The organism is Actinopolymorpha pittospori (assembly GCF_014873875.1).
In the GTDB taxonomy this organism is placed as follows: domain Bacteria; phylum Actinomycetota; class Actinomycetes; order Propionibacteriales; family Actinopolymorphaceae; genus Actinopolymorpha; species Actinopolymorpha pittospori.
In genome coordinates this window covers 7851152-7875026 of sequence record NZ_JADBEM010000001.1, presented here as the reverse complement: position 1 = coordinate 7875026, position 23875 = coordinate 7851152, and the positions used below count along the sequence as shown (strand labels likewise).

The 23875-nt window shown below is 70.3% G+C and carries 19 protein-coding genes; 16 read left to right on the top strand and 3 right to left on the bottom strand.

Annotated features, from left to right (window positions below):
* The first annotated feature begins 130 nt into the window (after positions 1-130).
* The 4 genes from hisI to HEB94_RS36635 all read left to right on the top strand — a co-directional run bounded on the left by hisI (position 131) and on the right by HEB94_RS36635 (position 2993).
* Complete coding sequence (hisI, locus tag HEB94_RS36650) at positions 131-520, top strand: phosphoribosyl-AMP cyclohydrolase (protein WP_192754087.1); 390 nt, start codon at positions 131-133, stop codon at positions 518-520.
* Complete coding sequence (locus HEB94_RS36645) at positions 517-2037, top strand: anthranilate synthase component I (protein ID WP_337918165.1); 1521 nt, start codon at positions 517-519, stop codon at positions 2035-2037. The genes hisI and HEB94_RS36645 overlap by 4 nt, the downstream gene beginning before the upstream one ends.
* Positions 2034-2606, top strand: a complete 573-nt coding sequence (locus tag HEB94_RS36640; protein WP_192754086.1) for a Trp biosynthesis-associated membrane protein — start codon at positions 2034-2036, stop codon at positions 2604-2606. Before HEB94_RS36645 ends, HEB94_RS36640 begins: the two co-directional genes overlap by 4 nt.
* A gap of 87 nt (positions 2607-2693) precedes the next feature.
* Entirely contained in the window at positions 2694-2993 is a 300-nt protein-coding gene (locus tag HEB94_RS36635; RefSeq protein ID WP_192754085.1) for an HGxxPAAW family protein, read from the top strand.
* Between the two features lie 30 nt (positions 2994-3023).
* On the opposite strand, the gene HEB94_RS36630 is transcribed toward HEB94_RS36635, so the two are convergent.
* A complete protein-coding gene (locus HEB94_RS36630; RefSeq protein WP_337918164.1) occupies positions 3024-3611 on the bottom strand; it encodes a hypothetical protein in 588 nt (195 codons plus the stop codon).
* Between the two features lie 178 nt (positions 3612-3789).
* The gene (locus HEB94_RS36625; protein WP_202896750.1) at positions 3790-4419 is read right to left on the bottom strand and encodes a P-loop nucleotide/nucleoside kinase family protein; all 630 of its coding nucleotides are present in this window, start codon (positions 4417-4419) and stop codon (positions 3790-3792) included.
* An 87-nt stretch (positions 4420-4506) separates the two neighbouring features.
* On the opposite strand from HEB94_RS36625, the gene HEB94_RS36620 reads away from it, so the two are divergent.
* The 4 genes from HEB94_RS36620 to HEB94_RS36605 all read left to right on the top strand — a co-directional run bounded on the left by HEB94_RS36620 (position 4507) and on the right by HEB94_RS36605 (position 9543).
* Positions 4507-4962, top strand: coding sequence for an Lrp/AsnC ligand binding domain-containing protein (locus tag HEB94_RS36620; RefSeq protein WP_192754084.1), 456 nt, complete (start codon positions 4507-4509; stop codon positions 4960-4962).
* Positions 4963-5162: 200 nt separating this feature from the next.
* Positions 5163-6035 carry a dimethylargininase gene (ddaH, locus tag HEB94_RS36615; protein WP_192754083.1) on the top strand — a complete coding sequence of 291 codons (873 nt, stop codon included), beginning with the start codon at positions 5163-5165 and terminating at the stop codon, positions 6033-6035.
* On the top strand, positions 6025-7305 hold the full coding sequence (locus HEB94_RS36610; RefSeq protein ID WP_192754082.1) for an aminotransferase class III-fold pyridoxal phosphate-dependent enzyme: 1281 nt from the start codon (positions 6025-6027) through the stop codon (positions 7303-7305). The genes ddaH and HEB94_RS36610 overlap by 11 nt, the downstream gene beginning before the upstream one ends.
* A gap of 132 nt (positions 7306-7437) precedes the next feature.
* Positions 7438-9543: a GxGYxYP domain-containing protein gene (locus tag HEB94_RS36605; protein ID WP_238361731.1), complete on the top strand. Its 2106-nt coding sequence runs from the start codon at positions 7438-7440 to the stop codon at positions 9541-9543.
* A 139-nt stretch (positions 9544-9682) separates the two neighbouring features.
* Here HEB94_RS36605 and HEB94_RS36600 read toward each other — a convergent pair whose 3' ends face one another.
* The gene (locus HEB94_RS36600; protein WP_192754081.1) at positions 9683-10144 is read right to left on the bottom strand and encodes a DUF2752 domain-containing protein; all 462 of its coding nucleotides are present in this window, start codon (positions 10142-10144) and stop codon (positions 9683-9685) included.
* 173 nt (positions 10145-10317) lie between these two features.
* On the opposite strand from HEB94_RS36600, the gene HEB94_RS52950 reads away from it, so the two are divergent.
* The 8 genes from HEB94_RS52950 (at position 10318) to HEB94_RS36560 (ending at position 23675) form a co-directional block, all read left to right on the top strand.
* Positions 10318-11355 (top strand): RDD family protein, encoded by a 1038-nt coding sequence (locus tag HEB94_RS52950; RefSeq protein ID WP_192754080.1) that lies wholly within the window; start codon positions 10318-10320, stop codon positions 11353-11355.
* A 362-nt stretch (positions 11356-11717) separates the two neighbouring features.
* Entirely contained in the window at positions 11718-12521 is an 804-nt protein-coding gene (gene trpC / locus HEB94_RS36590; RefSeq protein ID WP_192754079.1) for an indole-3-glycerol phosphate synthase TrpC, read from the top strand.
* A gap of 8 nt (positions 12522-12529) precedes the next feature.
* Positions 12530-13780 carry a tryptophan synthase subunit beta gene (trpB, locus tag HEB94_RS36585; RefSeq protein WP_192754078.1) on the top strand — a complete coding sequence of 417 codons (1251 nt, stop codon included), beginning with the start codon at positions 12530-12532 and terminating at the stop codon, positions 13778-13780.
* The gene (trpA, locus tag HEB94_RS36580; protein ID WP_192754077.1) at positions 13777-14589 is read left to right on the top strand and encodes a tryptophan synthase subunit alpha; all 813 of its coding nucleotides are present in this window, start codon (positions 13777-13779) and stop codon (positions 14587-14589) included. Before trpB ends, trpA begins: the two co-directional genes overlap by 4 nt.
* A 566-nt stretch (positions 14590-15155) precedes the next feature.
* Complete coding sequence (locus HEB94_RS36575) at positions 15156-15938, top strand: DsbA family protein (RefSeq protein WP_192754076.1); 783 nt, start codon at positions 15156-15158, stop codon at positions 15936-15938.
* Between the two features lie 50 nt (positions 15939-15988).
* Positions 15989-17173 carry a prolipoprotein diacylglyceryl transferase gene (lgt, locus tag HEB94_RS36570; RefSeq protein ID WP_192754075.1) on the top strand — a complete coding sequence of 395 codons (1185 nt, stop codon included), beginning with the start codon at positions 15989-15991 and terminating at the stop codon, positions 17171-17173.
* Positions 17174-17635: 462 nt separating this feature from the next.
* Positions 17636-22198, top strand: coding sequence for a glutamate synthase large subunit (gene gltB, locus HEB94_RS36565; protein ID WP_192754074.1), 4563 nt, complete (start codon positions 17636-17638; stop codon positions 22196-22198).
* Positions 22191-23675, top strand: a complete 1485-nt coding sequence (locus HEB94_RS36560; RefSeq protein WP_192754073.1) for a glutamate synthase subunit beta — start codon at positions 22191-22193, stop codon at positions 23673-23675. The genes gltB and HEB94_RS36560 overlap by 8 nt, the downstream gene beginning before the upstream one ends.
* Positions 23676-23875 lie beyond the last annotated feature (200 nt).

Genomic DNA, 23875 nt, shown 5'->3' with positions numbered 1-23875 from the left:
ATGATCGCCGTGGCGGCACGACGAAGATGGGGGTTTTGTCCCCGGCCAGCGGTCCCGGATGACGGACCTCGATCCGGGAGCGCGCACCCGACCGGACGGAGGGCTCACCCGACCGGGAAGAATGGCGCGCATGCCCAGTGCCGAGACCGCACTCGCCCCCGAGATCGCCGCGCGCCTGAAGCGGGACGACCATGGGCTGGTGACCGCGGTGATCCAGCAGTACGACACCGGCGAGGTCCTCATGGTCGGCTGGATGGACGACGAGGCGCTCCACCGGACGCTCACCACGGGGCGTTCGACGTTCTGGAGCCGGAGCCGGCGCTCCTACTGGGTCAAGGGCGAGACGTCGGGAAACCGGCAGTGGGTCAAGGAAGTACGCCTGGACTGCGACGGCGACACCCTCCTGGTCCAGGTCGACCAGGAAGGCGCGGCCTGCCACACCGGTGACCGGACCTGCTTCGACGCGGGCCTGCTGCCGGCGGCTGTCGGGGCCCCGGAGAACGAGGAGGCCGGCCGGTGACGATCCTGGACACCAACCCCATCGGGGCCACGGCCCCCGACCTCGAGGAGTTCCGGCGGCTGGCCCCCGGCCGCCGGGTGATCCCGGTGACCCGCAAGTTGCTCGCCGACGCGGAGACACCGCTCGGTGTCTACGCCAAGCTCGCCCGCGACGAACCAGGCACCTTCCTGTTCGAGTCCGCCGAACACGGCGGGGTGTGGGGAAGGTACTCCTTCGTCGGCGTGCGCTCGGCCGCGGTGCTCACCGAACGCGGCGGGCAGGCGCACTGGCTCGGCACGCCCCCGGTCGGTCTGCCCTCCGGGGGCGACCCGCTGGCCGCCGTCCAGGAGACGGTGGCGCGGCTGCGCACGCCGCGGCTGCCGGGACTCCCACCACTCACCGGGGGCCTGGTCGGCTACATCGGTTACGACGCCGTACGCCGACTCGAGCGGTTGCCCGACCTGACCGAGGACGACCTCCGGTTGCCTGAGCTCGCTCTCATGCTGGCCACCGACCTCGCGGTCCTCGACCACGTGGACGGCACCCTCCTGCTGATCGCCAACGCCGTCAACTGGGACGACTCGGGCGAACGCGTCGACCAGGCCTGGGCGGACGCGGTCGAACGCCTGGACACGATGACGAAGGCGCTCGCCGAGCCGACGCCGTCCTTCGTGGCGGCGGCCGACCTGCGCGCCGCGCCGGAGTACGAACGCCGGCGCAGCGCGGAAGAACACATGGCCGCGGTGGAGCAGGCCAAGGAGGAGATCCACGCCGGCGAGGCGTTCCAGGTCGTCGTGTCGCAGCGGTTCGAGCGCCGGACCACCGCGCGCGCCTTCGACATCTACCGGGTGCTGCGCTTCTCCAACCCCTCGCCGTACATGTACCTCCTGCGCTACGGCGACTTCGACATCGTGGGATCCAGCCCGGAGGCGCTCGTCACGGTGACGGGTGACCGCGCGCTGACCCACCCGATCGCGGGTACCCGGCCGCGTGGCGCCACCCCGGAGGAGGACCACGAACTCGAGCGCGAACTCCTCTCCGACGAGAAGGAGCGCGCCGAACACCTGATGCTGGTCGACCTCGGTCGCAACGACCTCGGCAGGGTGTGCGCGCCGGGCACCGTCGAGGTCGTCGACTTCATGACCGTGCGCCGCTACAGCCACGTCATGCACCTGGAGTCGACGGTGGTCGGCCGGCTGGCCCCGGAACGGTCGGCGTTCGACGCGCTGTGCGCCTGTTTCCCGGCCGGAACGCTCTCCGGGGCCCCGAAACCGCGCGCGATGGAGATCATCGAGAAGCTCGAACCCACTCGGCGCGGGCTGTACGGCGGCGTTGTCGGTTACCTCGACTTCGCCGGCGACCTCGACGCCGCGATCGCCATCCGGACCGCCCTGCTGCGCGACGGCGTGGCCTACGTCCAGGCGGGCGGTGGCATCGTGGCCGACTCCGACCCGGTCGCCGAGGACGCCGAGACCCGCAACAAGGCGGCCGCCGCGCTACGTGCCGTTGCGGTTGCCGAGACGTTCAGGCAACCGTGACGTCCCGCAGGCAGATGTTCCTCACCCTGGCCCTGGTGCTGGTCGGTGCGGCCCTCGTGCTCCTCGCCGCGAGTCGCACCTGGGTCACCGCCGCCCTGTCCATCCCCGACTACCCGTCGGTGAGCGTGGCGGTCAGCGGTGGGGACGCGGCACCCCTGGCTCGGGCCGCCGGCTTCGTCGGCCTCGCGGGCGTCCTCGCGCTGGTCGCCACCCGGGGGATCGGTCGCCGGATCGCGGGGGCCCTCGTCGGACTCGCCGGACTGGCCTCCGTCGTCGCGGTCGTCCTCTTCTGGTCCCGGACCGGCTCGGTCGCCGACGACGCCCTCCGCCGCGCGGCGGCCGGGGTCGGCGGCGGCACGCACGCGACGGAGGTCGCGAGCACCAGCTGGCCGGTGCTCGCCCTCGCGGGTGGTGTTCTGGTCACCGTGGGTGGCCTGCTCGCCGCCGCCGGGAGCCATCGCTGGCCGTCGATGGGAGCGAAGTACGACGCACCGACCACCCGGCGAAAGTCGGACACAGACCCCTGGGCGGCACTCGACCGGGGCGAGGACCCGACGACACGGGACTGAGCGGCACGAGGCCAGGACCGACCCAGGTGTCTGGCCGGTCCGGTATCACGACACAATGGGCGTCGGGACGGAAGGAGAGGCCTGCACATGGCGGACAAGCAGGGCCAGGAGCGCATTCACACCGATCATCACGGAAACAGCCCAGCGGCGTGGACCGCGGTCGGGATCATCCTGATCGCCTCCGTCATCGCCGGTCTCTCCGTGGTCATGGGAGCGTGGGTGCTGTTCTTCATCAGCGCCATCGGGCTGCCACTCGTCGGCCTCATCATCGCCAAGATCATGGCCAGCCAGGGCCTTGGCAGCACTCCCGCCCGTCGGCACACGCAGGCCGAGGCCGAGGAGCGGGCCGCTCTGGAGGCGCGCGAGCAGGGCGTCAAGACGTCCTGACGCGGCGGGTCCGGCGGGCCGGCCGTCGCCTCATCCGGCCGTCGTCGTGGCGAGGTACGCCGCGAAGTGGTCGGCGACCAGGGTCGCGACCTGTTCGGCGTCCCGCGAGCCGTCCACCCACAACACCCGGATGCTGTGTCGTCTTGCCGCTGCCTCCACGTCGGCCGCGATCAGCCGATCCCGCTCGACGCGGTTGCGCTGGCCGTGTTCAGGGTCGCTCACCTGATAGTGGTGCGCCCTCGCCCGCGGCAGGTCGCGTAGTTGCCGCTGCCGGAACTCCTCGGTCGGCACCATCACGATCATCCGGCGTGGCGAGTCGAGCAGCGGCGCGACCAGGTCGGGTCGCAGACCCCAGCCCTCGGCGAGGATCGGCCGGCCGGCGACGAGGGCGCGCAGGTCGTCCAGTGCCCACTCGAAGCGCACCGAGAAGTCGTCAAGGGCGTGTTGCGCCATCCAGGGCGGCGAGTGGCGTACCCACATCTCCTCGGGGTCGGGACCAGCGATCGGCTCACCCACCTCCGCCCGGCGCGCGACGCGGCGGTCGTTGTGGCCGCGGGCGTCGTGGTAGTCGTAGTGGTAGGCGGTGACGCCGAAGCGGCGGGCGAGGATACGTGCCACCGTGGACTTTCCGGCCCACTGCGCCCCACCGATCCACAGCGCGTTCGCGATCGTGCCGAACGATCCCAGGTTGCTTCGGCCGAGGCCGTGCGGGTCGTGCTCGAGGTCCTCATGGTGGTCGATTCTGCGGTCTCGTTCGCCGAAACTGCAGTCTTGTTCTGGACCCGCCCGGGCTGGTTTATTGGCGGTAAGGGGGAAGCGTGCCGTTGGCCGCGGCCCGGCACCATGCGGCGAGCGCCTCCACGTCGACGGCCGCGGTCGTGTCGACCCGGCACACGGGCCCCAGGCCGAGCGGCTCCGCGGTCTCGACCATCCGGGTCCACTCCGCATCGGTCATGAGGGCGCCGTGAATCCCATGGCGGCCCTGGTGTCGTGCGTGGTCCCGGGCACGGGCCACACCGGCGGGGACCTCGCACCACACCTCCGCCACGTGCTCCACCCCGGCCCGGGCGAGCCCCTCCGCGACCAACGGGCGTACGTCGGAGCGCCAGGAGCTCTCCAGCACCGCACCAAGCGGCGCGTGCGCCAGGAGCGCCCACATCGTCTCACTCGCCGCCGCGCCGAGCGCCCTGTTCCAGTCCCGCTGCGACCGGCCGTCGGGTGCCAGCGGGCCGAGCAGGTCGGCGTGCGTCTCCTTGATGATGTCCTTGCTGAGGAGCGGCAGGCCGAGGGTGCGCGCCAGCGGCGGGGCTAGTGTCGACTTTCCGGCCGCGGGGAGACCGTTGACGAGGATGGTGGTGCGAGCATCGTTCACGGCCGTGGAGTCTAGGGCGGACACCCCGCCGGTCGCGGTGGTCCGGGTAGGCATGATCGAGATGGTTCGGACGGTACGGCTCGATGATCCGACCGGGACGGACGAGGCTGGTCCCACGACCTGCGGAAGGGAAGTGCGACGGTGCGCCTGGACCCACTCGACGAACAGATCGTGGCCCGGTTGCTCGACGACGGTCGGGCGAGCTTCGCCGACATCGGTGCCCAGGTCGGCCTGTCCGCACCCGCGGTCAAGCGTCGCGTCGACCGGCTGCGCCAGGCAGGAGCGATCACCGGGTTCACCGCCAAGGTCGACCCGCGCGCGCTCGGCTGGACCACCGAGGCCTACGTGGAGCTGTACTGCCAGGGCAAGACGTCCCCGGCGACGATCCGGGACGGAATCGCCCGGTTTCCCGAGGTCGTGTCGGCGTGCACGCTGACCGGCGAGGCGGACGCGCTCGTCCACGTCCTCGCCGCCGACATCGGGCATTTCGAGCGCGTCCTGGAACGGATGAACGCCGAGCCGTACGTCGTCCGGACGAAGAGTTCGCTGGTGCTCTCCCGACTGCTGGAGCGTCCCGGACTCACCTGCCTGGGGTGACCCCGGCCACACCCGGAAACGTTCGGGGGTGCTCGCGCAACGATTCGCCGGACAGCCCACGAACTACGCAACGAACTGCCGCGAGAGCGCATCTTCGACGCATGGTTGGTGGGTAGGCCGTTTCCTAGGCTCGATGGTGAGCGCGGTGCTGTCAGCACCTTTCGCGTCATCTCTCGCGTTGATCGTCCTCGGAGGTCTCGATGGCCACGGCCGCCACCCGCCGGCACTACCTGATGTGCCGCCCCACGTACTTCACCGTTTCGTACGCTATCAACCCCTGGATGCATCCGGACGTGGCGGTCGACACCGACCTCGCGGTCGCCCAGTGGGAGAACCTGCGCCGGATCTACCTCGACCTCGGCCACGAGGTGAGCCTGATCGACCCGGTGCCCGGACTGCCCGACATGGTGTTCGCGGCCAACGGCGCGGTCGTCGTCGACGGCCTGGCGTTCGGCGCGCGGTTCCGGCACCTGGAGCGGATGCCGGAGTCCACCCGCTACCTCGAGTGGTTCAAGACCCACGGCGTCGAGGTCGGCGTCCGCGACGCCTACCTCCCGCTCGCGGTCGCCGAGGGGGAGGGCGACCTCCTCACCACACCGGCACGGATCCTCGCCGGCACCGGCTTCCGGACCGACCCGGCGGCGCACCGAGAGCTGGAGGAGTACGTCGGACGGGAGGTCGTCTCGCTGGAACTCGTCGACCCGCGGTTCTACCACCTGGACACCGCGCTCGCGGTCCTGGACGACGAGACGATCGTCTACTACCCGGCGGCATTCTCCGCGGGGAGCCGACAGGTCCTGGGGGAGCTCTACCCCGACGCGCTCCTCGCCGAGGACGCCGATGCGGTCGTCCTCGGCCTGAACGCCGTTTCCGACGGTCGCCACGTCGTCCTGCCCGTGCAGGCGACCGGGCTCGCCCGGCAGCTCGCCGAACGCGGATTCGAGCCGGTCACGGTCGACCTGTCCGAGCTGCGCAAGTCCGGCGGCGGCCCGAAGTGCTGCACCCTGGAGATCCGGCCCGAGATCCGGCCGGAGGTCCGCTCAGGAGCGGGGAGGTCCTCCGATGCTCGGTGACGTGACCTCACCGGCCGCCGCCCAGATCGCGCTCGCCGAGCGGTACGCGGCCCACAACTACCACCCACTGCCCGTGGTCGTCGCCGAGGCCGAAGGCGCCTGGGTGACCGGTGTCGACGGGCGGCGTTACCTCGACTGCCTGGCCGGCTACTCGGCCCTGAACTTCGGCCACCGGCACCCCGCCGTCATCCAGGCGGCGCGGGAACAACTCGACCGGCTCACCCTGATCAGCCGGGCCTTCCACCACGACCAGTTCGGTGCGTTCTGCGCGGAGCTGGCGGCCTTGGTGGCCGCCTCGCGGCCGGCGGACCCGACGCTGGGGCGCCTCGGCGACCGGGACGGCCGCTCCACCGAGACGATGGTGCTGCCGATGAACACCGGCGCCGAGGCGGTCGAGACCGCCCTGAAGGTGGCCCGCAAGTGGGGCTACGAGGTCAAGGGAGTGCCCGACGGTCGGGCCACCATCGTGGTGGCGAGCGGCAACTTCCACGGCCGCACGATCAGCATCGTGAGCTTCTCTGACGACCCGGACGCGCACGACCACTACGGTCCCTACACGCCCGGCTTCGTGACCGTGCCCTACGGCGACGCCGACGCGATCGCGGCGGCGATCGACGAGACGACCGTGGCGGTGCTCATCGAACCCGTCCAGGGCGAGGCCGGTGTGATCGTGCCACCGGACGGCTACCTGCGCGACGTCCGCCGCGTGTGCGGCGAGAACGACGTCCTTCTCCTGGCCGACGAGATCCAGTCCGGTCTCGGTCGGACCGGGACGACGTTCGCCTGCGACCGCGAGGGCGTCGTGCCCGACCTGTACATCCTCGGCAAGGCGCTCGGCGGCGGGGTGGTTCCGGTGTCCGCCGTCGTCGGCTCGGTCGACGTCCTCGGTGTCGTCAGGCCCGGCCAGCACGGGAGCACCTTCGGCGGCAACCCGCTCGCCTGCGCGGTCGGGCGGTCCGTGGTCGCCCTGCTCCGCGACGGCAGCTACCAGGAGCGGGCCCGCGACCTGGGACTCGTGCTCCGCCGCCGGCTCGACCAGCTCGTCGGGAAGGGGCTCGTGTCGGTGCGTTGTGTCGGACTCTGGGCCGGCATCGACGTGGATCCGGCGCTCGGCTCCGGGCGCGACATCTGTGCCGCGCTGGCCGATCGCGGCGTCCTGGCGAAGGACACCCACGGGTCGACGATCCGGATCGCTCCGCCACTGGTGATCGAGCAGGCCGACCTCGAGTGGGCGGTCGACCAGCTCGCCGACGTTCTCGCGAGCAGGTAGCGCCTCACGGCCTGCACTGGCCAGCGATCTTGTTCGAGCATGTCCCACCGGTCACAATCGGGTGCGCGTTCCCTTTCCCCAGTGCGCGGAGAGCGCTTACCGCGCGCCTACCCGAACGGGCGGTGCCAGGCCATGACACGGAGCAGGGACTTCTCACGTCGTACGTTCGGGCGGTTCGTCGCGGCCGGGATCGGTGTAGCGGCGGTCCCGAACGCGATGTCCGTGGCCACCGCCGCCACCGCGGCGGCAGCGCCAGGGGCGGATGCCGCTTCCACCGCGAGTGACGCTCCGGGGATCAGTTGGCCGAAGAACCAGGCACTGCCGACGTTCGCCCAGATCCAGTCGCTCGACGTGGTGGACATCACCGGACTCTCCGGCGATGAGAAGTTGCTGCTCGGCACGCTGCAGGGCGTGGTCAACCGCAACCGCCCGCGGATCTACCTGATCGGTGACGACGCGACGAGCGGGGAGGGTCGTCGGACCTGGCTGGACGAACTCGGTGTCCCCACCACCACGCACGACGATGCCTGGGACCTCGTGACGAAGTACCGGTCCGCTGTCCACGGCAGCGTCGTCTTCGATCCCGACGTCCCTGACTCCATCAACGTCGCCACCACCCTGTCTGGGCTGCGGAACCTCGTCGTGGCGAGCCCGGCGTTGGCCGACCGGCTCGCCACGACCTACCGGATTCCGGTGCTCGACGACCTGCGCGGGCGGTTCACCGACCGGATCCACGCCTACCAGTGGCAGTACGACCAACTCTGGGCGAAGACCACGCACCGCATGTTGGTCGGACTGCCACCGCAGCGCGACGTCACCCTGCCGCCCGGGGTCCCCGCCATCTACACCACGCTCGCGAAGGTCGACACCCACCTGCACGACGCCTCGAACCGGGAGGTTCTCGAGTTCGACCTGTCCGACCATCTCGGCGGGGATGGCGTCTGGGTCCGCTTCGACGACTCCTTCACCAACGACGGTTGGGGTCCGGCCGTCCACCAGGTCAGCCTGCACGCCGACGACCAGACCGTCGTGGACTTCGTCCCGGGGACGGACGCGGAGGAGCCCTACCTCTTCGACAGCGGCAACTCCCAAACCAGTCTCGGACCGCCGCAGCACCGCTTCGCCGACGGCGGCAACTACTTCGTCTACGGGTTCACGCCGCCCTCGGGTACGACGAAGCTCACCCTGTCGGTCGAGATGTGGAACGAATACACCATCTCGGTGAGCGCGACCGAGCCGGACCGCCCGAGCAAGGTGGGCTACGCCTACCTGCGCGACTACGCGGTCGCCAACCGTGCGATGACCTTCTGGCTGGACCCCAACATCGACGCCGAGCGGGCGTTGTTCGAGCAGATCATGTCCGACGTACGCCCGAACACGCCCTACCTCGGCTGGTTCGCGCAGGACATCGCCGGCGAGTTCGGCGGTACCGAACTCGCCTCCCGCCACGGTGTGTACGTGCTCGCGGCGGACTGGTTCGAGAACCTCACCGTCCACTCCGGTGCCCGGGCGCCGATCTCGGACCGGCAGCCGTCCGCGCCGGACCTGCCGCTGGAGGACAGGATCTACGTCACCTTCACCATGTCGGAGGGCGACAACCTGCAGTACAACGAGCACCGCCTCCGGGTCCTCTGGGACAACCCCGGTCGGGGCAGCGTGCCCGTCAACTGGACGACCAGCCCGTTGTTGAAGGACGCGGCACCGAACTTCCTCAGCCACTTCCAGCGCACCGCCACCGCCAACGACCTGCTGGTGGCGGGCCCCTCCGGCGCGGGGTACATCTACCCGACACCGTGGCCGCAGGAGACCTTCGAGGTCTTCACCCGCCAGACCGGGCGGTACATGCGGGCCACCGGCATGGACATCATCTACGTCCTCAACCGCGTCGACGGCAGGGACGTGGACCTGCCGGACGCGAAGGCAGCGGCCTACGTCGAGGACGTCGAGCCGCGCGGAGTGTTCCTCAACTGGGGTGGTACCAGCGAGACGTCGCTCGTGCGGGACCAGACGCCGCTGTCGACGATCCTGGGCGTGGCGGGGGTGGAGGAGACGCGGCAGGCGATCACCCGGATGGCGGCGAGCTGGGACCACGCGTCGCCGCGCTTCGTGTCCATCGGGGTGAACGCTTGGGCGATGACGCCGCAGGACCTCGCCGAGGTCACCGCGTCGCTCGGCCCGGACTATCGGGTGGTGCGAGGCGACCAGTACTTCGACCTCGTGCGGCGCGCGTTGGGGTGACGACCGGTGTTCCGTGATGATCTCCGCGGCTACCGGTGCAAGGCTTCCTTGACGGTACGGGGAGGGGCGAATCGCGTTGTGGGGAAGGGGGAACGGCACCGCAACCGCGTCAGGCGCTCTGGAACCGACCGGTGGGACGTCAGGCGTAGAGGGCGGCGAACGGCGACCAGGGCAGATTGCGCACCACCATGAAGACCAGGCCCAGCGTCACCAGGACCGGTATCAGGGCGGCCCTCGACCGGGCGCTCAGCGAGGGGCGCGGTAGGAGGCGTACGCCGAACCTCTCGAGCACCCAGCTCAGCCAGAGGTAACCGACGACCACGCCGCCGAGGAGGACCGGCGCGTTGTAGCGCAGTGCGCCGGTCAGGTCGCCGTGCAGGAGGGCGGCGACCATCCGGGTGGTGCCGCACAGAGGACAGTCCAACCCCGTCGTGGCGTGCAGCAGGCAGGGCACTCCGAGCCTGCCGCCGGACAGGGTGTTGACCGCGCCGAGCAGCAGGCCGCCGACACCGAGTGCGGCGATGCCGGCGAGGGTGCCGTCGGACGGTAGGTGGGTCGACCGGACGAGCGGGCGTGCACGGACGGGGGAGTGGTTCGCCACGCCTCCAAGGTAGCTGGACGGCACCACTTCGCGGAGCGCTCACGCCCGGCCGGACGCTCGGATCGGGGCGGTTTTCGGCGTGCCGTCCCATCGGCTCGCCGCGACTGGTTCCCACTCGCAGCCGCGATCGCTACCCTGCTCCCGTTCATTCGACCTCCAGAACGGAGACGGTTGTGAGTACGCCGACCCCGCCTTCGGGCTCGGACCCGCGGGAGCAACCTCACGACGAGGGCCAGTACGGCGAGCAACACTACGGCCAGGCCCAACGTGGTCAGCACGGTCAGCGCGGTCCGTACGGCCAGGGCGGTCAGCACGGTCAGTACGACCAGGGGCAGCACTACGGCGGGCAGCAGCCGGGCCAGCAGCAGTACGGCCAGGGCCAGCAGGGCGGCCAGGGCCAGCAGTATGGGCAGGGTCAGCAGGGCGGCCAGTCGTATGGCCCGGGTCAGGGCCAGCAGTACGGCCAGCAGCAGTACGGCCAGGGCCAGCAGTATGGGCAGCAGCAGTACAGCCAGGGACAGGGCCAGCAGTATGGCCAGCAGTACGGGCAGTCCTACGGCCAGCAGTACGGCCAGTCCTACCCCCAAGATGGTCAGGACTACGGCCAGCAGTACGGCCAGGGCCAGTACGGCCAGGGTCAGCAGTACGGCCAGGGTCAGCAGGGCGGCCAGCAGTATGGCCAGGGCCAGTACGGCCAGTCCTACCCGCAGGGCGGCCAGGACTACGCGCAGTACGCCCAGGGCCAGTACACCCAGGGGCAGTACGGCTACGACGCGGCGCCGGTCGGCCAGGACCAGTTCGCGCCCTGGCTCCACCGCGTGGGCGCGACCCTCATCGACATCCTGCTCGTCATGGTCCCGGTCGGCGTCGGGTACGCCCTCCTCCTGCCGTCGCTCGCCGACGGCGCCCCGAACCCCGCGTTGCTCAGCATCGCGAGCCTGCTCTACCTCGTCGGGCTCGGCGTCTCGATCTGGAACATCGTCTTCCGGCAGGGGCGCAGCGGCCAGTCCCTCGGCAAGCAGGTACTCAACATCCGGCTGGTCCGAGAATCCGACGGGCAGCCGCTGGGTCCGGGTATGACGTTCGTCCGGCAGTTCGCCCACGTCCTCGATGGCGTGGCCTGCTACGTGGGCTTTCTCTGGCCCCTGTGGGACCAGAAGCGTCAGACCTTTGCCGACAAGCTCATGTCCAGCCTGGTTATCAAGGCGTGACCTGGCGGTCCACGGCCTCGGCGACATGGTGGTCGCCGAGGCCCGACCGCGATCGCCTACCGGGCTGGTCGGGATCGCCCGCGGGAATGCCGTGAAAGCCTGCTGAGATCGGCCGGAACGCACGCGGGTTCGACCGGAATCGCCCAGGGGAGCGTCCCTCGAGCCGGGAGGTAACGGACCCTGTTCACAGGGTCGGTGCCCCCGCACGCCACCTGGTTGAACCCCGCGGCCCGCTGTCCACATACCGGCCGGTGTCAGGGTGGGTTGGGGCCGTCGTTACTCTGAGCAGGTCCCTGGAAGCGAGAGCGCGTCGTCCCGACGGTTCGCGCCTGCGCTTAAGCCGCTCAGGAAGGATCGACTGCGTGAGTGTTCTCGACGAGATCCTCGACGGGGTCCGTGCCGACCTTGCGGAGCGGCAGGCGAGAGTCTCGATCGACGATCTCAAGGCGCGGGTCGCACAGCTGCCGTACGCGATCGACCCGATTCCGGCCCTCCGCGGTGATGGCGTCGCCGTCATCGCCGAGGTGAAGCGCTCGAGCCCGAGCAAGGGTGCGCTCGCCGCGATCGCCGATCCCGCTGGACTCGCTGTCGAGTACCAAGCCGGTGGCGCCACCGTGATCAGCGTGCTGACCGAGCGTCGGCGGTTCGGTGGGACGATCGACGACCTGCGCGCGGTGCGGTCCGCGGTGGAGGTTCCGCTTCTCCGCAAGGACTTCGTGCTCACCAGCTACCAGCTGTGGGAGGCCCGCGCACACGGTGCCGACCTGATCCTGCTCATCGTCGCCGCCCTGGAGCAGAACGCCCTCGTCTCCCTGATCGAGCGGGCCGAGTCGATCGGGCTCACCCCGCTGGTGGAGTGCCACACCGAGGAGGAGGCCGCCCGGGCGGTCGACGCCGGCGCGAAGCTCATCGGGGTCAACGCACGTGACCTCCGGACCCTCGAGGTCGACCGGAGCGCCTTCGCCCGCCTGTCTCCGACGATTCCCGACGGCATCGTCAAGGTCGCCGAATCCGGCGTACGCGGACCGCACGACGTGATCGAGTACGCCCGCGCCGGTGCGCACGCGGTGCTGGTCGGCGAGAGTCTCGTGACCGGCAAGGATCCCAGGTCGGCGGTCGCCGACCTGGTGGCCGCAGGCGCCCACCCCGCCCTCCACCACGACTGAGTGACCTGATGACTGACCTTGCCGCCCAGACCGATCCCTCGGCCACCCGCCCGGACCCGCGAGGCCACTTCGGGCGGTTCGGGGGCCGGTTCACCCCGGAGGCGCTCAGCGCCGCTCTCGACGAGCTCACCGTCGCCTACACCGACGCGCTGGCCGACCGGGAGTTCACGAGTGAGCTGCAGCGGATGTTCCGGGAGTACGCCGGCCTGCCGAGCCTCCTCTACGACGCCACCCGGCTCTCGGAGGTCGCGGGCGCCCGGATCCTGCTGAAGCGCGAGGATCTCAACCACACCGGCGCCCACAAGATCCGCAACGTCCTCGGGCAGGCGCTCCTGGCCGCCCGGATGGGCAAGACGCGGGTGATCGCGGAGACCGGCGCCGGTCAGCATGGTGTGGCCACCGCGACCGCCTGCGCCTACCTCGGCCTGGGCTGCGTGATCTACATGGGCGAGGAGGACACCCGGCGGCAGGCGCTCAACGTCGCCCGGATGGATCTTCTGGGCGCGGAGGTGATCCCGGTCCGCTCCGGGAGCCGCACGCTCAAGGACGCGATCAACGAGGCGCTGCGCGACTGGGTGGCCACCGTCGAGACGACGCACTACCTGCTCGGCACGGCCGCGGGGCCGCACCCGTTCCCGGCGATGGTGCGCGACTTCTGCCGCGGCATCGGCGACGAGGCGCGGGCGCAGGTCCTCGAACTCACCGGCGCCCTGCCCGACGCGGTGTGCGCATGCGTCGGTGGCGGCTCCAACGCGATCGGGATCTTCACCGCGTTCGTGCCCGACGACGGCGTACGCCTCTACGGCTTCGAGGCCGGGGGAGACGGCGTGGAGACCGGCCGGCACGCCGCGACGATCACCTCCGGCCAGGTCGGCGTCCTGCACGGTACCCGGTCCTACCTGCTTCAGGACGAAGACGGACAGACCATCGAAAGCCACTCCATCTCCGCCGGCCTGGACTACCCGGGCGTCGGCCCCGAGCACGCCTGGCTGCACGACACCGGACGGGCGAACTACCAGCCCGTCACCGACGCGGAGGCGATGTCCGCGCTCCGGCTGCTCACCAGGACCGAGGGGATCATCCCGGCGATCGAGTCGGCGCATGCGGTCGCGGGCGCTCTACGAGTGGCGAAGGAACTCGGCCCGGACGCGACCATCGTGGTCTGCCTGTCCGGCCGGGGTGACAAGGACGTCGACACCGCCGCGCACTGGTTCGGCCTGCTCGACGGGGCCGAAGGCGGCGAGGAGGAACCCGCGTGAACGCGTCCACGGGCGTCGGCCCGATCTTCGCGAAGGCGAAGGGCGAAGGCAGGGGCGTGCTCATCGCCTACCTCCCGGCCGGCTTTCCGAGCCACGACGGCGCGCTGGCCGCGTTCGACGCGATGGCCGAGGCTGGCGTCGACATCATCGAGGTCGGCCTCCCGTACTCCGACCCCACGATGGACGGCCCGACGATCCAGGCCGCGGCCGAACACGCGCTGCGGGGTGGTACCCGCACCAAGGACGTCCTGCGCACCGTCGAGGCGGCCGCCTCGCACGGGATCACGCCCCTTGTGATGACGTACTGGAACCCGGTCGAGCGCTACGGCGTCGACCGGTTCGCCCGAGACCTCGCCTCGGCCGGCGGCGCTGGGCTCATCACCCCCGACCTCATCCCCGAGGAGGCCGAGGAGTGGATCGCCGCGAGCGACGCCACCGGCCTCGACCGGATCTTCCTCGTCGCGCTGTCCTCCACGAAGGAGCGGCTGCGGCTGACCACCCAGGTCTGCCGTGGCTTTGTCTACGCGGCGTCGATCATGGGCGTGACCGGTGCGCGGGACCAGATCAACTCGCAGGCTCCGAAGCTCGTCACCAGGCTCCGTGAGGTCACCGACCTGCCGGTCGGCGTCGGGCTCGGGGTGTCCAACGGCGACCAGGCCGCCGAGGTCGTGGAGTCCGCCGACGCCGTGATCGTGGGATCCGCCTTCGTCCGTCGCCTGCTGGACGCGCCCGACGAGCGCGCCGGTGTGGCCGCGGTCGGTGAACTCGCCCGTGACCTCGCGGCGGGGGTACGCCGGTCGGTGCGTTAGGGCCCACGCCTTGACGTTCGCGTTCGATCTCCGCCGCCCGATCCTCCCGACCGGGAACTCCCGCGATGTCGGGGTGGGTTCACCTTCCGTGATCCGGAGAATCTCGCTGTTCGCCGTGACGGTCACTGCGGACATCCGTGACATCCGTTGCGTCGCCGGCGAAGTCGCTCGCGGCGGCCTCTCCCGCGCTCCGGAGCCGGGATGACCCCCGTGGTGCCGCCGGGTCCGGACCGGGCACGGACCGCCGGCGGGGACCCGGGTGATGTGCCTCTCAGCTACGGCCCTCATGCTGGTGTCTGTCCACGGTGGCGCGAGGCTGCCGGGCATGGGACCTCCGACGACTCCGGATGCCCGTCCCCCGCAGGGCCGGCGCCGGAACACGGCGGTACCGGACCGGGTACCCGGCTCGCGCCGGACCCTCGACGTACCTCACGAGATCCGAAGCGACGTCGAACCGATGATCGCGCTGGCCGGACCGGCCGTCGCGGGCCACGGTCGGCACGCCCTCGACCAGTTGTCCCGACCGCCGTGGTGGCGGCGGGAGACCACACGATGCGGAGAGCGGGATGAGCAAGAAGTCGGCCCGGGAGGAGCTGCGCGCGCAGCGTGCTCGGGAGGCCGCGGCGGCCAAGCGACGCGAGAATATGATGCGGATCGGCATCGCCGTTGTCGTCGCCGTCGTCATCGTCGCCATCGCGGGCGTCGTCCAGTGGCAGCGCTCGCAGGTGGACACCGACGCGGCCTTCCCGGCCGGCGTCGTCCAGCCCTACACCGCGACCTCGAAGAGCAACCCCGCACCGGTGCAGACCAAGGCCGGCGGCGTGGGCAGTGGGGTCGGGGTCGGCAAGGCCAACGCACCGGTCGTCGTCGAGATGTTCGAGGACTTCGCCTGCCCGCACTGCAAGGAGTTCGAGAACGACGCCGAGCAGACGCTGAACCAGCAGGTGGACGCGGGCAAGGCCCGGGTCATCTACTACCCGCTCACCCTCACGGAGTTCGGCCGGCCCACGCAGCTCGCCGCCAACGCGTTCGCCTGTGCCGCCAACGACGGCAAGGCACGTGAGATGCACGACGCGCTGTACGCCAACTACAGCCAGACCTGGACCAACGCCCAGCTCGTCGACCTGGGCAAGTCGATCGGGCTCAACTCCGGCACGTTCAGGTCCTGTGTCAACGGGGACAGTTTCAGCAGCTGGGTGCAGTCGATCGGCGAGACCGGAAACAAGCGAGGTGTGCAGGGAACGCCGACGATCTTCGTGAACGGCAAGCAGCTCGACCCGCAGGACACGAGTGCGACGGGCCTCAAGCTCGCGATCGACTCCGCCGCGGCCCAGAACAACAAGTCGTGACCCGATAGAGTCCGTCCGGTAACCCATAGTCCGGAGGAGCCCACCCGCCCATGCAGATCCTGGCGTCCATCCCCAGCCCGTCCCAGGGCGTGTGGCATCTCGGACCCGTGCCGATCAGGGCATACGCCCTGTGCATCATCCTGGGCGTGATCGTCGCTGCCTGGTTGGGCAGCCGCCGCTGGATCGCCCGCGGCGGCCAGCCCGGCACGGTCGCGGATGTCGTCGTGTGGGCCACACCGTTCGGTCTGGTCGGTGCACGGCTCTACCACGTCATCACCGACTACCAGCTCTACTTCGGTCCTGGCCGCGATCCGTGGCGGGCGTTCGCGGTGTGGGAGGGCGGCCTCGGCATCTGGGGAGCCATCGCCTTCGGCGCGCTCGGCGCCTGGATCGCGTGCCGGCGGCGGGGGATTCCGCTCCCGGCGATGGCCGACGCGGCGGCGCCGGCCATCGTGATCGCCCAGGCGATCGGTCGGTTGGGCAACTGGTTCAACCAGGAGCTCTTCGGTGGCCCGACCACGGTCGCGTGGGGCCTGCAGATCGACTCCGCGCACCGTCCGGTCGGGTACGAGCAGTACGCCACGTTCCACCCGACCTTCCTCTACGAGTTCATCTGGGACTTCGGAGTGGCGGGGCTCGTCATCTGGGCCGACCGGCGGTTCAAGCTCGGCCACGGCCGGGCGTTCGCGGTCTACGTGATGGGCTACACCCTCGGGCGGGCGTGGATCGAGTATCTCCGCATCGACCCGGTCAACCACGTCCTCGGCCTGCGGCTCAACGTGTGGACCTCCGTCCTCGTCTTCCTGCTGGCGGCGCTCTACTTCGTCATCTCGGCCAAGCTCCGCCCCGGACGCGAGGAGGTCGTCGAGCCCGTGCCCGCGGGAGCGTCCTCAGCGAGCGACCAGGGCGAGGTCGGGCAGGGGCGGACCGAGGCGACCGCGACCGGTGCGACCCCGACCGGGGCGACACCGACCGGGGCGACACCGACCGATGCGGGAGGCTCCGATGCGGCCGCGGCCAGTGCGGACGCCGGCAAGGCTGAGGCCGGTGCGTCGGGCGCGGCCAGGGTGGATGTCGTGACCTCGGCTGAGAGTGAGACGGATCACGGCGCAAGCGGCCGTTCGGAGGAGTCCGGGTCGGCGAAGCCGAACGGCTCCGACACCCGGTCGACGTCCGGGCAACCAGTGGGAGAAGACTCGCCGACGCAGGAGCGGCGCTCCGGGGACGGCCGGTGACCAGTGGACGAGAAGTTCTGGCTCGGGTGATATCCGGCAGACCAACAGTGAGTGTCTCGAAGGAGAGATATCTCGCAGATCAGCCGTGTGACGCCGCTCGGAAAGGGCGGTTCGCCTGGCCTTCGAAGCGGTCGGAGCAGCCCGGCGCTGTCCGAGGGGCGAACGCCCAGGCCGCAAATTTGCGCGAGGATGCACAATGACGGAGGGGACGCGAAGCGCACTGGCCGGCTGAGACAGGTCCTCGCGCGAAAACTTGGGCCTCGCCGTATCCTGTCGCGACCAGTGGCGGATCTGGTGGCCGCCCGACACATCGCGCCAGAGGCGGGTGGGTGTGGCCTCGCGCCAGGGACCATCGTCCCTGGGGTGAGTCCGGATCTGTCCGCTACCCTGCATGCAACCGCCGGGGCCAACGTCGTCCCTTGAGCGTGTCCCAACGCGAAAATTGACGACGGGAGTATCCACATGCTCGGAACGCCCCCGCCGCCGCACGGCCTGTACGACCCTCGGTTCGAGCACGACGCGTGCGGTGTGGCGTTCGTGGCCACCCTGAGCGGCGAGCCCAGCCACCAGATCGTCGAGCACGCCCTCACGGCCCTCCGCAACCTCGACCACCGCGGCGCCTCCGGGAGCGAGCCAGACTCCGGCGACGGTGCCGGCATGTTGCTCCAGGTTCCCGATGCCTTCCTGCGCGCGGTTGTCGACATCAGCCTCCCCGGTCCGGGCGAGTACGCCGTCGGTACGGCGTTCCTGGCCGACGACGACGAGGCTGAGGCCGCTGCCATACGCCGAACCGCGGAGATCGCCGCGGAAGAGGGACTCGACGTCCTGGGTTGGCGTGAGGTTCCGGTGGTGCCCGACCTGCTGGGCAAGACGTCCCGCGCGGTCATGCCGCGCTTCCGCCAGCTCTTCGTCGCCGGACAGGACGCCGCGGGCAACCAGCTGAACGGCCTTGCCCTGGACCGGCGCGCCTTCGCCCTGCGCAAGCGGGCCGAGCGCGAGGCCGACGTCTACTTCCCCTCCCTGTCCTCGCGGACCCTGGTCTACAAGGGCATGCTCACGACCGAGCAGTTGGAGCCGTTCTTCCCGGACCTCTCCGACCGCCGGATGGCGAGCGCCATCGCCCTGGTGCACTCGCGCTTCTCGACCAACACGTTCCCGAGCTGGCCGTTGGCGCACCCGTACCGCTACGTCGCCCACAACGGTGAGATCAACACCGTCATGGGCAACGAGAACTGGATGCGAGCCCGCGAGGCGTTGCTGCGCAGCGCCCTGCTCGCCCCGCCCGGAGTTGGCGGGGTGGCTGATCTCGAGGGCAGGTTGGACCGGCTCTACCCGATCTGCACGCCTGGAGCGAGCGACTCGGCCCGGTTCGACGAGGTGCTCGAGCTGCTGCAGATGGGCGGCCGGTCGCTGCCGCACGCGGTCTTGATGATGATTCCGGAGGCGTGGGAGAACCACGCCGAGATGGACCCCGCCCGTCGGGCGTTCTATGAGTTCCACTCCTGCCTGATGGAGCCGTGGGACGGCCCTGCCTGCGTCACCTTCACCGACGGCACCCAGGTCGGCGCCGTGCTGGACCGTAACGGTCTGCGCCCCAGCCGTTACTGGGTCACCGACGACGGTCTGGTCGTCCTGGCCTCGGAAGTCGGCGTCCTCGACATCGACCCGAAGTCCGTTGTCCGCAAGGGCCGGCTGGAGCCGGGCCGGATGTTCCTCGTCGACACCGAGGAGCACCGCATCATCGAGGACGAGGAGATCAAGGGTCGCCTCGCCGCGGAGCACCCGTACGAGGAGTGGCTGCACGCCGGGCTGATCCGGCTGGAGAACCTCCCGCCGCGTGAGCACGTCGTCCACACGCACAAGTCGGTGACTCGTCGGCAGCAGACGTTCGGCTACACCGAGGAGGAGCTCCGCGTCATCCTCGCGCCGATGGCCCGCGCCGGTACGGAGCCGATCGGCTCGATGGGCAGCGACACCCCCGTCGCGGTCCTCTCCGACCGGTCGCGACTGCTCTTCGACTACTTCTCCCAGCTGTTCGCCCAGGTGACCAACCCACCGCTGGACGCCATCCGCGAGGAGCTCGTCACCTCGCTGGCCGGGACCATCGGCCCGGAGGGAAACCTGCTGGAGCCGGGTGCGGCGTCGTGTCGACAGATCGTGCTGCCGTTCCCCGTGCTCGACAACGACGAGCTGGCGAAGATCCAGCACGTCAACCGCGACGGTGACTTCCCCGGTTACGCGACGCACTCGGTCCAGGGGCTCTACCGCGTCGACGGTGGCGGCCCCGAGCTCGCCCGCCGGCTCGACGAGATCTGCGCGGAGGTGTCGGCGGCGATCGCCGAGGGAGCGCGCATCATCGTGCTCTCCGACCGCCACTCCAACGCCGAGCTCGCGCCGATCCCGTCGCTACTGCTCACCGGTGCGGTCCACCACCACCTGATCCGGGAGAAGATCCGCTCGCAGGTGGGGCTCGTGGTCGAGGCCGGCGACGTTCGCGAGGTGCACCACGTCGCCCTGCTGATCGGGTACGGCGCGGCTGCCGTCAACCCGTACTTGGCGATGGAGAGCGTCGAGGACCTCGCCCGCGAGGGCATCTTCCTCGAGGGGATCGAGCCTGAGAAGGCCGTACGCCAGTTGGTCAAGGCGCTCGGCAAGGGCGTCCTCAAGGTCATGAGCAAGATGGGCGTCTCCACCGTCGCCTCCTACACCGGCGCGCAGATCTTCGAAGCGGTCGGCCTCGGGCAAGACGTCATTGACAAGTACTTCGCGGGTACGACGTCGCGGCTCGGCGGTGTCGGCCTCAACGTCATCGCCGCGGAGGTTCGCCGCCGGCACGAGACGGCATACCCGCGAGACGGCATCGCGCCGGCGCACCGCAGGCTGCCGATCGGGGGCGAGTACCAGTGGCGGCGCGAGGGTGAGCCGCACCTGTTCGACCCCGAGACCGTCTTCCGGCTGCAGCACTCCACCCGGGGCCAGCGCTACGACATCTTCAAGCAGTACACCGACCGGGTCGACCAACAGTCGAAGCGGCTGATGACCCTGCGTGGCCTGTTCACCATGAAGCACGGCCAGCGTCCCCCGATTCCGATCGAGGACGTCGAGCCGGTCGAGAGCATCGTCAAGCGCTTCTCGACAGGTGCCATGTCGTACGGCTCCATCTCGGCGGAAGCGCACGAGACGCTCGCCATCGCGATGAACCGGCTGGGTGCGCGGTCCAACACCGGCGAGGGCGGCGAGGACTCCGACCGGCTCTACGACCCCGAGCGCCGCAGTGCGATCAAGCAGGTCGCGAGCGGGCGGTTCGGTGTGACGTCGGAGTACCTCACGCACGCCACCGACCTGCAGATCAAGATGGCGCAGGGTGCCAAGCCCGGTGAGGGTGGCCAGCTTCCCGGCAACAAGGTCTACCCGTGGATCGCGCGGACCCGGCACTCCACGCCGGGCGTCGGGCTGATCTCACCGCCGCCGCACCACGACATCTACTCCATCGAGGACCTCGCGCAGCTCATCCACGACCTGAAGAACTCCAACCCCGCTTCGCGTGTCCACGTGAAGCTGGTCGCGGAGGTCGGGGTCGGCACGGTGGCAGCCGGGGTGTCGAAGGCGCACGCCGACGTGGTCCTCATCTCGGGCCACGACGGAGGCACCGGCGCGGCTCCGCTGACCTCGCTGAAGCACGCGGGCGCTCCGTGGGAGCTCGGCCTCGCCGAGACCCAGCAGACGCTGCTGCTCAACGGTCTGCGCGACCGGATCGTCGTCCAGGCCGACGGGCAGCTCAAGACGGGCCGCGACGTCGTGATCGCGGCCCTGCTCGGCGCGGAGGAGTTCGGTTTCGCGACCGCTCCGCTCGTGGTGTCCGGCTGCGTGATGATGCGCGTCTGCCACCTGGACACCTGTCCGGTGGGTGTCGCCACGCAGAACCCCGAGCTGCGCAAGCGGTTCAGCGGCAAGCCGGAGTTCGTCGTCACCTTCTTCGAGTACATCGCCCAGGAGGTGCGCGAGTACCTCGCCGAACTGGGGTTCGCGAGCATCGAGGAAGCGATCGGGCACGCCGAGATGCTGGACGTCACCGATGCCGTCGAGCACTGGAAGGCCGCCGGGCTGGACCTCAGCCCGATCCTCATGGTTCCCGACCTGCCCGACGACGTGGCCCGGCGTAGCGTGACGACGCAGGACCACGGTCTGCAGAAGGCACTCGACAACCACCTGATCGAACTGGCTCGGGACGCCCTGGACAAGCAGGAGCCGGTCCGCGCACAGCTGCCGATCCGCAACGTCAACCGCACCGTGGGGACGATGCTCGGCCACGAGCTGACCAAGCGGTACGGCGGACAGGGCCTGCCCGACGGGACGATCGACCTGACCCTGATGGGTTCGGCCGGCCAGTCCATGGGCGCGTTCCTGCCGCGCGGGATCACGTTGCGGCTGGAGGGCGACGCCAACGACTACCTCGCCAAGGGGCTGTCGGGCGGGCGGATCGTCGTACGCCCCGACCGCTCGGCGACGCTGGTGGCCGAGGACAACATCATCGCCGGCAACGTGATCGCCTACGGCGCCACGAGCGGGCACCTGTTCATCCGCGGCAAGGTGGGTGAGCGGTTCTGCGTCCGTAACTCCGGCGTGAGCGCGGTCGTCGAGGGTGTCGGCGACCACGGATGCGAGTACATGACCGGCGGGACGGTCGTCGTCCTCGGCGCGACCGGCCGCAACTTCGCGGCCGGGATGTCGGGCGGGATCGCCTTCCTCCTCGACGCCGACGAGCGCCGGATCAACAAGGAGATGGTCGAGCTCGAGCCGCTCACCGAGGAGGACCGCACTCTCCTGCACACACTGGTGACCGCGCATGTCGAGGAGACCGGATCCTCGGTCGCCGAGGCACTGCTGGCCGACTGGAACGCCGCGCTCGAACGGTTCGTGAAGGTCATGCCGACTGACTACAAACGCGTCCTCAAGGCCCGGGCCCGTGCCATGGCCGACGGGCGTGATGTCGACGACGCGATCATGGAGGCCGCACATGGCTGACCCGAAGGGCTTCCTGACCACGCCGCGCGAGGGTGCGCAGCGTCGCCCCGTCGAAGAGCGCCTGGGCGACTGGAGCGAGGTCTACCCAGGCGACGGCATCGGACGCGCTCTGCTGCCCATCATCACCAAGCAGGCCGGACGATGCATGGACTGCGGCATCCCGTTCTGCCACCAGGGTTGCCCGCTCGGCAACCTCATCCCGGAGTGGAACGACCTGGTGTGGCGCGACGACTGGCGCGCCGCGATCGAACGACTGCACGCGACGAACAACTTCCCGGAGTTCACCGGGCGGCTCTGTCCGGCGCCGTGTGAGACCGCCTGCGTCCTCGCGATCAACGAGAACGTCTCCGGCGGAGCGGTCACGATCAAGAACGTCGAGGTCTCGATCATCGACCGCGCCTGGTCGGAGGGTTGGGTCCGGCCCCAGCCGCCGGACTGGCTGACCGGTCACCGGATCGCCGTCGTCGGCTCGGGCCCGTCCGGACTCGCCGCCGCCCAGCAGCTCACCCGGGCCGGGCACACCGTCGCGGTCTACGAGCGCGCGGACAAGATCGGTGGCCTGCTGCGCTACGGCATTCCCGAGTTCAAGATGGAGAAGCGGATCCTCGACCGCCGACTCGACCAGATGTCGCGCGAAGGGACCATCTTCCGCGCCGGCGTCAACGTCGGCGTCGAGGTGACGGGGCATGACCTGCGGGCCCGCTACGACGCGGTCGTGCTGGCCACGGGTTCGACCATCCCGCGTGACCTGAAGATGCCGGGGCGCGAGCTGGCCGGGATCCACCAGGCGATGGACTACCTCCCGCAGGCCAACCGGACCGCTCACGGTGAGGAGGTGCCGGGGCAGATCACCGCCGGGGGCAAGCATGTCGTCATCATCGGCGGTGGCGACACCGGGGCCGACTGCCTGGGTACGGCGCACCGGCAGGGTGCGGCCAGTGTCGTCCAGCTGGAGATCATGCCGCAGCCAACGGAGAGCCGGCCGCTGCACCAGCCGTGGCCGACGTACCCGATGCTGTTCCGCGTCTCGAGCGCGCACGAGGAGGGCGGCGAGCGGAAGTACGCCGTCTCCACCACGGAGTTCCTCGGAGACGAGCAGGGACACGTGCGGGCCCTGAAGCTCGTCGAGGTGATCTTCAAGGACGGCAGGTTCGAGCCCGTCCCTGACACCGAGGTGGAGATCCCGGCCGACCTGGTGCTGTTCGCGATGGGGTTCGTCGGGCCCGAACCCGGCGGGCTTCTGGAACAGCTCGGCGTGGAGTTGGACGAGCGCGGCAACATCAAGCGCGACGCGTCCTACGCCACGAACGTCGAAGGTGTCTTCGTCGCCGGTGACGCGGGACGCGGCCAGTCACTGATCGTCTGGGCCATCGCGGAAGGACGGGCCTGCGCGGCCGGCGTCGACGCGTGGCTCCGCGACGGGCGGACCGCGCTGCCCTCGCCGATCCTCCCGACCGAGCGACCGCTCGTGGTGTGAGCAGGTAGCAGCGACTCGAAGGGCCCCTGGCACGGCAGACACCGCGCCAGGGGCCCTTTGGCGTGTTCTGGGGCCGAGAAAGCGGAGCTTGCGGTCGCCCTGCGGTGCCCGCCTCCTGCGGCGCCTCATCGCGTCGCCGGCATCAGCCGTCCGCATGCCCGGAACTGGCCGTCAACGGCCGCCGGACGCGTATCCGTCGG